Raw genomic sequence first — 243 nt, forward strand, 5'->3', positions numbered from 1 at the left:
TCAATTCCTGTCGATTAAAAACGTTCTTTCCTTGTAGTTTTCCGTCACGCATCGGAACAACTCCAATATGTAAATGAGGTGTTTTTTCGTCATGATGAACCGTCGCATAAGCGATATTTTGCTCACCGTATCGCTCCGAAAAAAGTTTGAAACTTTACTCAAAAAATCTTTTTTGTTCTGCAGAATCTAGTCCCTCAAAAAATTCTCTCCCAGATGTCACCAACAATTCATTTACCAGTACCG

Annotated in this window: 1 pseudogene; it reads right to left on the bottom strand. The window is 38.3% G+C overall.

The window, feature by feature from the left end:
• Positions 1-243: pseudogene (locus AWV70_RS23165) on the bottom strand (plasmid recombination protein); the annotation flags it as partial.

This window comes from Sporosarcina koreensis, assembly GCF_001531445.1.
GTDB lineage: Bacteria > Bacillota > Bacilli > Bacillales_A > Planococcaceae > Sporosarcina > Sporosarcina koreensis_C.